The sequence below is a fragment of the Nonomuraea sp. NPDC004702 genome, from assembly GCF_053601695.1.
This window is the reverse complement of record NZ_JBSGCE010000035.1, coordinates 107,920-115,616: the sequence shown is the minus strand read 5'-3', so window position 1 is coordinate 115,616 and position 7,697 is coordinate 107,920. Positions and strand designations below refer to the sequence as shown.

Annotated in this window: 9 protein-coding genes; 3 read left to right on the top strand and 6 right to left on the bottom strand. The window is 69.5% G+C overall.

Annotated elements, in window-relative coordinates; genetic code table 11:
- Positions 1–90: 90 nt before the first annotated feature.
- From ACWEJ6_RS34570 to ACWEJ6_RS34550, 5 genes are all read right to left on the bottom strand, one after another.
- Positions 91–1,884, bottom strand: a complete 1,794-nt coding sequence (locus ACWEJ6_RS34570) for a phosphoenolpyruvate carboxykinase (GTP) (protein ID WP_387677052.1) — start codon at positions 1,882–1,884, stop codon at positions 91–93.
- A gap of 249 nt (positions 1,885–2,133) precedes the next feature.
- A complete protein-coding gene (locus ACWEJ6_RS34565) occupies positions 2,134–2,655 on the bottom strand; it encodes a hypothetical protein (RefSeq protein WP_352352974.1) in 522 nt (173 codons plus the stop codon).
- 66 nt (positions 2,656–2,721) lie between these two features.
- On the bottom strand, positions 2,722–3,831 hold the full coding sequence (locus ACWEJ6_RS34560; RefSeq protein WP_387677474.1) for a C40 family peptidase: 1,110 nt from the start codon (positions 3,829–3,831) through the stop codon (positions 2,722–2,724).
- A gap of 140 nt (positions 3,832–3,971) precedes the next feature.
- Positions 3,972–4,472, bottom strand: coding sequence for a transcription elongation factor GreA (greA, locus tag ACWEJ6_RS34555; protein WP_352323258.1), 501 nt, complete (start codon positions 4,470–4,472; stop codon positions 3,972–3,974).
- A gap of 108 nt (positions 4,473–4,580) precedes the next feature.
- Positions 4,581–5,003, bottom strand: a complete 423-nt coding sequence (locus ACWEJ6_RS34550; RefSeq protein ID WP_357974645.1) for a DUF4307 domain-containing protein — start codon at positions 5,001–5,003, stop codon at positions 4,581–4,583.
- 147 nt (positions 5,004–5,150) lie between these two features.
- On the opposite strand from ACWEJ6_RS34550, the gene mca reads away from it, so the two are divergent.
- Genes mca through ACWEJ6_RS34535 form a run of 3 tightly spaced genes read left to right on the top strand, consistent with a single transcriptional unit; the run spans position 5,151 to position 6,525 of the window.
- Entirely contained in the window at positions 5,151–6,035 is an 885-nt protein-coding gene (mca, locus tag ACWEJ6_RS34545) for a mycothiol conjugate amidase Mca (protein ID WP_352323256.1), read from the top strand.
- A gap of 34 nt (positions 6,036–6,069) precedes the next feature.
- A complete protein-coding gene (locus tag ACWEJ6_RS34540) occupies positions 6,070–6,231 on the top strand; it encodes a hypothetical protein (RefSeq protein WP_352323255.1) in 162 nt (53 codons plus the stop codon).
- Entirely contained in the window at positions 6,232–6,525 is a 294-nt protein-coding gene (locus tag ACWEJ6_RS34535) for a GNAT family N-acetyltransferase (protein ID WP_352323254.1), read from the top strand.
- Here the strand turns inward: ACWEJ6_RS34535 and ACWEJ6_RS34530 are convergent.
- Positions 6,511–7,662, bottom strand: coding sequence for a hypothetical protein (locus tag ACWEJ6_RS34530; protein WP_387677048.1), 1,152 nt, complete (start codon positions 7,660–7,662; stop codon positions 6,511–6,513). The two genes, ACWEJ6_RS34535 and ACWEJ6_RS34530, sit on opposite strands and share 15 nt — an antisense overlap.
- Positions 7,663–7,697 lie beyond the last annotated feature (35 nt).

Below are 7,697 nucleotides of genomic sequence, written 5' to 3'. Positions count from 1 at the left end.
GATGGCGGGCAGCACCACGTCGCGCAGCTGCTGCGGCACGCTCGCGCCGGCCAGCCGGGCGGCCAGCACCGCCGCACCGCGCGCGCCCGCTCAGCCGAGCCGGTCGAGCAGGGCGTCGTACTCGTCCCACAGCTCCTTCGGCAGGTGGTCGCCGAACTTCTCGAAGTGGGCCGGGATCAGGGCCGCCTCCTCGCGCCACACGTCGCGGTCGACCGACAGCAGCGTGCGCAGGTCCTCCTCGGACAGGTCGAGGCCGTCGGTGTCCAGCTCGGCGGGCAGCAGGCCGATCGCCGTGGGGTTCGCCTTGGCCTCGCCGTTGAGGCGGTCGACGATCCACTTGAGCACGCGGCTGTTCTCGCCGAAGCCGGGCCAGATGAACTTGCCCTCGTCGTTCTTCCTGAACCAGTTGACGTAGTAGATGCGCGGCAGCTTCGCGCCCTCGACCCGGCCGATGTCGAGCCAGTGGCCGAAGTAGTCGCCCATGTTGTAGCCGCAGAACGGCAGCATGGCGAACGGGTCGTAGCGCAGCTCGCCCACCTTGCCCTCGGCCGCGGCGGTCTTCTCGGAGGCGACGTTGGCTCCGAGAAAGACGCCGTGCTCCCAGCTCAGCGACTCCGTGACCAGAGGCACGGCGGTGGCGCGGCGGCCGCCGAAGAGAATCGCCGAGATGGGCACGCCCTTGGGGTCCTGCCACTCCGGTGCGATGGTCGGGCACTGGGAGGCGGGTGTGGTGAAGCGGGCGTTCGGGTGGGCGGCGGGCTCGTCGCTGTCGGGCGTCCAGGAGCGGCCCTTCCAGTCGGTCAGGTGCGCCGGGGGCTCCTCGGTGAGCCCCTCCCACCACACGTCCCCGTCGTCGGTCAGGGCGACGTTGGTGAAGATGCTGTTGCCCCAGAGGGTCTTGATGGCGTTGGCGTTGGTCACCTGGCCGGTGCCGGGCGCGACGCCGAAGAAGCCGGCCTCCGGGTTGATGGCGTACAGGCGGCCGTCGTCGCCGAAGCGCATCCAGGCGATGTCGTCGCCGATCGTCTCGACCTTCCAGCCCGGGATCGTGGGCTGGAGCATGGCCAGGTTCGTCTTGCCGCACGCGCTCGGGAAGGCGGCGGCGACGTAACGGGTCTCGCCGTCGGGCGGCGTGAGCTTGAGGATGAGCATGTGCTCGGCCAGCCAGCCCTCGTCGCGGGCCATGACGCTGGCGATGCGCAGCGCGTAGCACTTCTTGCCGAGCAGCGCGTTGCCGCCGTAGCCCGAGCCGTAGGACCAGATCTCGCGGGTCTCGGGGAAGTGGCTGATGTACTTGGTGGAGCTGCACGGCCAGGCCACGTCGGACTGGCCCGGCCGCAGCGGGGCGCCGACGGAGTGGACGGCCTTGACGAAGCCGCCGCGCTGCTCGATCAGGCGCAGCGCCCGGTCGCCCATGCGCGTCATGATCCGCATCGACACGGCCACGTACGCGGAGTCGGTGATCTCGACGCCGAGCTGCGAGATCTCGCCGCCGAGCGGGCCCATGCAGAACGGGACGACGTACATCGTGCGGCCGCGCATGCAGCCCGCGAAGAGCTCGGAGAAGGTCTGGCGCATCTGCGCTGGAGCGATCCAGTTGTTGGTCGGGCCCGCGTCCTCCTCGCGCTCCGAGCAGATGTAGGTACGGTCCTCGACCCGCGCGACGTCGCTGGGATCGGACTTGGCGTAGAAGCTGTTCGGGCGCGCGGCGAGCCGGGTGAGCGTGCCCTGCTCGACGAGGAGGTTGGTCAGGCGCGTCCACTCCTCCTCCGAGCCGTCGCACCACTCGATCCGGTCGGGCTGGGTCAGGGCTGCGATCTCGTTCACCCACGCGACCAATTCGCGATTGCTCGTCGGCGCGGGCACTTCCACGGAAACGGACACGACTGCGACTCCTCCACTCTCTCAGGGCCCAGTCATCATTAACGACGAAGGCGCATGAAAGCCAATTGGCATAGACCTGTTGGCGCGACCGTCGCCGCAGGCAGCGGCCCTGACGATCCGGGGAGCCTACCCAGGTCTCCGAGTTTTAAAAGAGGAATTTCGCGGGGCCGGTCCAGGCGAATTCGCGTGGTCTAAACCAATTACCGCAGTGGTTTAGTCCAATTTCCCGAGCCGTTTCCGCCGGTGTTCTCAGGAATTGACGTCGGGGCCCGCGTTGCGCACTCTGTCGACGTGCTGGAGGGCGTCGCGCAGCTCGGCCAGCCAGGTGTCGGTGTTCTTGCCGACCAGGCGCACGCACCAGGCGAGCGCGTCGCTGCGGCTCCTGGCCACCCCGGCGGCGACCAGCGTGTCGAGCACCTGACGCTCCGACTGACGCAGACGCGTCATCACGGGCACGGAGAGTGTGGTGAACATCACAGTCTCGCCCCCGCACCGCACGCCCCACGAGACCTTCTGGCGGAACCGGCGCTCCGCCTCGCGGGCGATCTCGATCCGCCGCTCGCGGGTCTCCTCACGGAACCGGCGGGCCAGCCCCTCGATGAGGGCGAGCCGCTCGGCCTCGGGCGTGTCGGCGGGCGGGTCGGGCAGCGTGCCGAGCACCGCGATCTCCTCGCGGTCACGGACGATCTCGGGGGCCCCGGTGAACCACCCCTCGGGGAGCCGGCCGGTGAACCAGCCGCGGACCTGCGCGCTCATATCGTCTGTTGACATGTAATCACGATTACACAGTTGCGCGCGAAATGCACGAGCCGAACCGCGGATCGTGCGAAGGTTCGTTCAGCGGACGCGGGCGGCCGCGACGGGGCTGACCCGGACGACGCCGGCCAGGTTCCGCGTGCTCAACGGGGAGATCTTGACGACGTCACCGGTGCGCGGCGCCTGCAGCACCTTCCCGTTGCCCCAGTAGATCGCCACGTGCGAGATGTAACCCGGATTCGTCGGGTCGTTGCGCCAGAAGATCAGATCGCCCGGTTGCGCCTGCGCCAGCGGCACCTGCGGCCCGGCCACCCACTGCTGGTGGGTCACCCGCGGCATCCGTACGCCCGCCTGCCCGTACGCCCACTGCACCAGCCCCGAGCAGTCGAACGTGTCGGGCCCCTCGGCCCCCCACACGTACGGCCGGCCCAGCTTGGACACCGCGGCCTTCAGCGCCGCCGTGAGCTGTTCCACGGTCATGAACGATCCGGACGGCCAGTTCTTCGGGGTGTCGGCCCTGGGCCGCGGCTGGACGGGGTTGACGGTGGCCACCTGCGTGCCCTTGGGCATCGCGGCCAGGATGGCCCGGCGCAGCGCGTCGGAGTTCGCGCCCGGGGCGCTGACGATGAGCGCGTTGTCGCGCGGGAGGCGCAGCCTGCGCCCGGTCTCCTTGGACACGACCGCGTCGACCGCGCCGAACCCGGTGGTGGCGTACGCGCCGATGCGCAGCGGCCCGGCCGGCCCGCTCACGCGGCTGTGCAGCGCCAGGCCGCCGTCGTTGCCCAGCACGAACGAGACCGCCACGTCGCCGGAGGCCACGTTCTGCCACAGGGCGTCCGACGACGCCGTCACCTTGGGGGTGTAGGCCCGGAACGTGGACGGGTTCACCGCGAGCGTCTGCACCCGCTTGCCGTCGAGCGAGATGGAGGCCGCGTCGGCCAGCTCAAGGGCCCGTACGCCGCGCAGCCTGGCCACCTTGCGCAGCAGCTCGTCGGTGAACGGCTTGCGGGTGAGCACGAAGAGGTTGGGCTTGCGCAGCTTGCCCAGCGGCGCCACGGGCTGGTCGGCACGGGACTGGGCCATGAGCGTCTGCTTCGGCACCGGCCGCGCCCGCACCACCTCGACCGGCGCCTGCTCCTCCCCCGTCTGGACCAGCACCAGCACGTCGGTGGTGAGCACGGCCACCAGCATCACCACGATGAAGGGGATGAGCCTGGATAAGTCTCGCCGTTTCCGCGTCTTCACCAGGAAGCTGAGGTCCTGCGCGATTCCCGGTGAACGCGAAAACGCCGCCGGGCCGACGTGGGCCCGGCGGTCAGGATCTGCGGGGGTCAGTTGCCGATGTACGGCACAGCCTCGAGGATCTCGACGGTGTTCTGGCGGCCGTTGGGCATCGAGTACGTCGCCTTCTCACCGATCTTCTTGCCGTTGATCGCCGAACCGAGCGGCGACTTGGGCGAGTAGACGTCGATCGGCGCTCCGCTCTCCTCTCGGGAGGCGAGCAGGAAGGTGACCTCGTCGTCGTCGCCGACGAACCGGATCGTCACGGTCATGCCGGGGCCGACCACGCCCTCGGTCTTGGGGGCCTCTCCCACCTTGGCGTTGTCGAGGATCTGGCGGAGGTGGAAGATCCGGGCCTCCATCTTGCCCTGCTCGTCCTTGGCGGCGTGGTAGCCGCCGTTCTCCTTCAGGTCGCCCTCCTCACGGGCGGCCTCGATCTTCTTGGCGATGTCGACGCGCCCGGGGCCAGAGAGATATTCGTACTCCGCCTTCAGGCGGTCGTACGCCTCCTGCGTCAGCCATGTGACGTTCTCATCGCGAGAGTCGGCCACGGGTTCTCCTTGCTTGCCTAGGGGGCCCTGAGATCACTTGAGGATGTGGACGGTCGAATTGCGAAAGGCTAACAACTCAACCGCCCGGACGCTTCCCCAAATGTCTCACTATACGAGATTGCAGTACTGGATGTGGACGGAAGTGGCCTGACCACTGGTGTCGAGGCTCTCCTTGAGCTGCTTACTACCCTCACCAGCCGGGATTCTTACTTCCTTGCTACCGACTTCCGCGTGGTAGACGTCCAGTGCCCTGATCCGGCAGACGGCCACTCTATCGTCGGGCTTGTACACCTCGAAGGTGATCTCCGCGCGCCCGGGCGCGTCGATGCTGAACGAGACGACCTGCGCCGGGGCCTCCGAGCCGCCGCCGGCCGTCATCGACCACATCACCCATCCCCAGCCGCCCGCGACGATGGCCACCAGCACGCCGATCACGACATGCACGACCAGCCGGCCGCCTCTCTTCGGACGGTCGGGGAAGTCGTCGGGTGTGCCGAGAACGGGTCCGTTCCCGACATCTTCGGTGACCATGGCGGAATCTCCCTGCACTCCCTGAGCGTTATCCGAGACAATTGTCGCCCGCGGGGGGCGTGCCCTCGCGACCGCCCAGCAGAAACTAACCTCTCTGGACGAGTGACCGGTCCTCCACCGAGGAGACCCTGTGAGGAGAACGCGCCCGTGAGTGCACCCCTGAGGTTGATGGCAGTCCACGCCCACCCCGACGACGAGTCGAGCAAGGGCGCCGCCACGATGGCGCGTTACGTGCGCGAAGGCGTGGAAGTGCTGGTCTGTACCCTCACGGGCGGTGAGCGGGGTTCCGTGCTCAACCCGAAGATGGACCGGCCCGAGATCGTGGCCAACATCGGCGAGGTGCGCCGGGCGGAGATGGAGCGGGCCCGCGAGATCCTGGGGGTCCAGCAGCGTTTCATGGGCTTTGTCGACTCCGGCCTGCCGGAGAGCGAGGAGGAGGAGCTGCCCGAGGGCTGCTTCGCGCTGCAGAAGCTTGAGGACGCCTCGGCCCCGCTGGTGGCCGCCGTGCGCGAGTTCCGCCCGCACGTGATCATCACCTACGACGACGACGGCGGCTACCCGCACCCCGACCACATCATGACCAACAAGGTCTCCGTCGAGGCGTTCGAGGCGGCCGGCGACCCCGACCGCTACCCCGGCACCGGCGACCCGTGGCAGCCGATGAAGCTCTACTACCAGATGGGCTTCACCAAGGAGCGCTTCGAGGCGCTGCACGAGGCCATGACCGAGCGCGGCCTCGGCTCCCCGTACTCCGACTGGATCTCCCGCTGGGAGGACCGGCCGGCCAAGTGGCCCGTGACGACGCGGGTGCCGTGCGGCGAGTACTTCCAGATCCGCGACGAGGCGCTGCTCGCGCACGCCACCCAGGTCGACCCCGACGGCTTCTGGTTCGTCTGCCCGCGCGAGCTGCAGCAGGAGATCTGGCCGACCGAGGACTACCACCTGGCGCGCTCGCTCGTCGACACCGAGCTGCCCGAGGACGACCTGTTCGCCGGCATCCACGCCGAGGACGTCTCACCCGCCTGCCACTGACCGGACCACGGCATACGGGTGGCAGACTGAAGGTGTGACAGTTCTCGCAGCTGGTGATGTCAGTCCGGGTCTGCTCGGCTTCACCGTCGTCGCCCTCATCGGGCTGGCCCTCTACATCCTCATCAAGTCGATGAACAAGCAGATGTCGAAGATCCAGGTTCCGCACGAGGGCGACACGGACAAGAAAGCCGAATAGATGCCGATCGAAGTAGTCGACAACTCGACGGAGTGCCGCTTCGAGGTCCTCGTCGACGGCAAGGTCGCCGGGTTCGCCGACTATCGACTGCTGCCCACGAAAGTCGTCTTCACGCACACCGAGGTGCTGCCCGCCTACGAGGGCCAGGGCCTGGCGAGCAGGCTCGTGGAGTACGCGCTGCGCACGAGCGTCGACACCGGGCTGCGCATCGTGCCGCTGTGCCCGTACGTGGCCCGCTACATCGAGCGTCACCCCGAGTTCAAGGAGTACAGCGACCCGTCAGTCGCGGGGTGACCAGGCGCGTTCCAGGGCCTTGGGCAGGCCCCACCAGCCGAGCGGGGTCAGCACCTCGTCGGCGTCCACGATGCCCAGGTAGGTCCACAGGCTGACCACCGAGGCGAACAGGCCCTCGGTGGCGTCGAGGTCGTCGTCGTCCTGCTCCCCCGACTCGATGTCGTCGGACTCGGCGATGAGCCTGGCCAGGCGTTCCGGCGAGGCCAGCACCCCGGGCCCCATGCGGGCCAGCGCCGCCACCGCGGCCAGCCAGTCGGCGTGCTGGATCGCGCACAGGTTGGCCAGGGCGGTGTCCTCGTGGCCGAGCTCCCCCTCCAGGTCGGCGAACTCCTCCGGCACGTCGTCGGCCTCGGACAGATCGGAGATCGGCCCGGCCACGCCCGCCGCCACCGCCAGCCACAACTCCCGGTCGTCGTCCGGCATCGGCCGGTCGTCGAACCCGGCGCAGGCGCGCAGCACGTTCGCGGGGTAGCCGGGCAGGTCCAGCAGCACGCGCAGGCGCGCGGCGGCCAGCTCCAGCTCGACCAGCGGCAGCTCGGGCGCCTTGGGCAGCTCGCCGACGATGCGGCGCAGCTCCGACAGCGCGAACGCCTCCTCCTCGTCGAGGGCGGCGAACAGCTCCTCGTCCTGCTCGTCGCTGACCGCGAAGCCGGGCACCCGGCCGTCGGGCAGCGGCGTGGCCAGCCAGTGCTCCTGGAGCTCCTCGTACGCCCGGCGGGCGGCGTGGTCGCCCTGGGCCAGCGCGTCCGGGTCGATCTCCCCGGCGGCGACGCGCTCCTCCAGGAAGGAGACCATGCGCCCGAACATCTCGGCCGCGACCGGGCCGCGCTCGTCCTCCTCGGGCCAGACGAAGTAGCTGGGCGTCATGAGGATCGGCTCGGTGCCGGTGGACTCGACCCAGCGCTGCACGTCGCCGACGGTGGCCACGCCCGCCTCGATCGAGCTGAGCGTGGCCTTGGCGGAGTCCCAGAACGGCTGCGAGAGCGGATTGCCCGCCGACACCATGGCCCGCCGCAGATCGGGCAGCGCCACCAGCGCCACGCCCGAGGGCACGGCCAGCAGCGCGCGGGCGACGTCCCTGCGCGTGACGGCGGCCGGCGGGCGGCCGGCGTGGGCGCAGACGTAGTCGATGTCCACGCCCGTAACCTACGCCGTCCGCCCCTCCCGAGTCA

What these genes read in the sequence shown, in the direction of transcription:
- ACWEJ6_RS34535 (WP_352323254.1), top strand. Translation starts at nt 6,232, where the DNA reads ATGCCGATCGAAGTAGTCGACAACTCGACGGAGTGCCGCTTCGAGGTC.
- ACWEJ6_RS34550 (WP_357974645.1), bottom strand. Translation starts at nt 5,003, where the DNA reads ATGGTCACCGAAGATGTCGGGAACGGACCCGTTCTCGGCACACCCGAC.
- ACWEJ6_RS34565 (WP_352352974.1), bottom strand. Translation starts at nt 2,655, where the DNA reads ATGTCAACAGACGATATGAGCGCGCAGGTCCGCGGCTGGTTCACCGGC.
- ACWEJ6_RS34560 (WP_387677474.1), bottom strand. Translation starts at nt 3,831, where the DNA reads ATGCTGGTGGCCGTGCTCACCACCGACGTGCTGGTGCTGGTCCAGACG.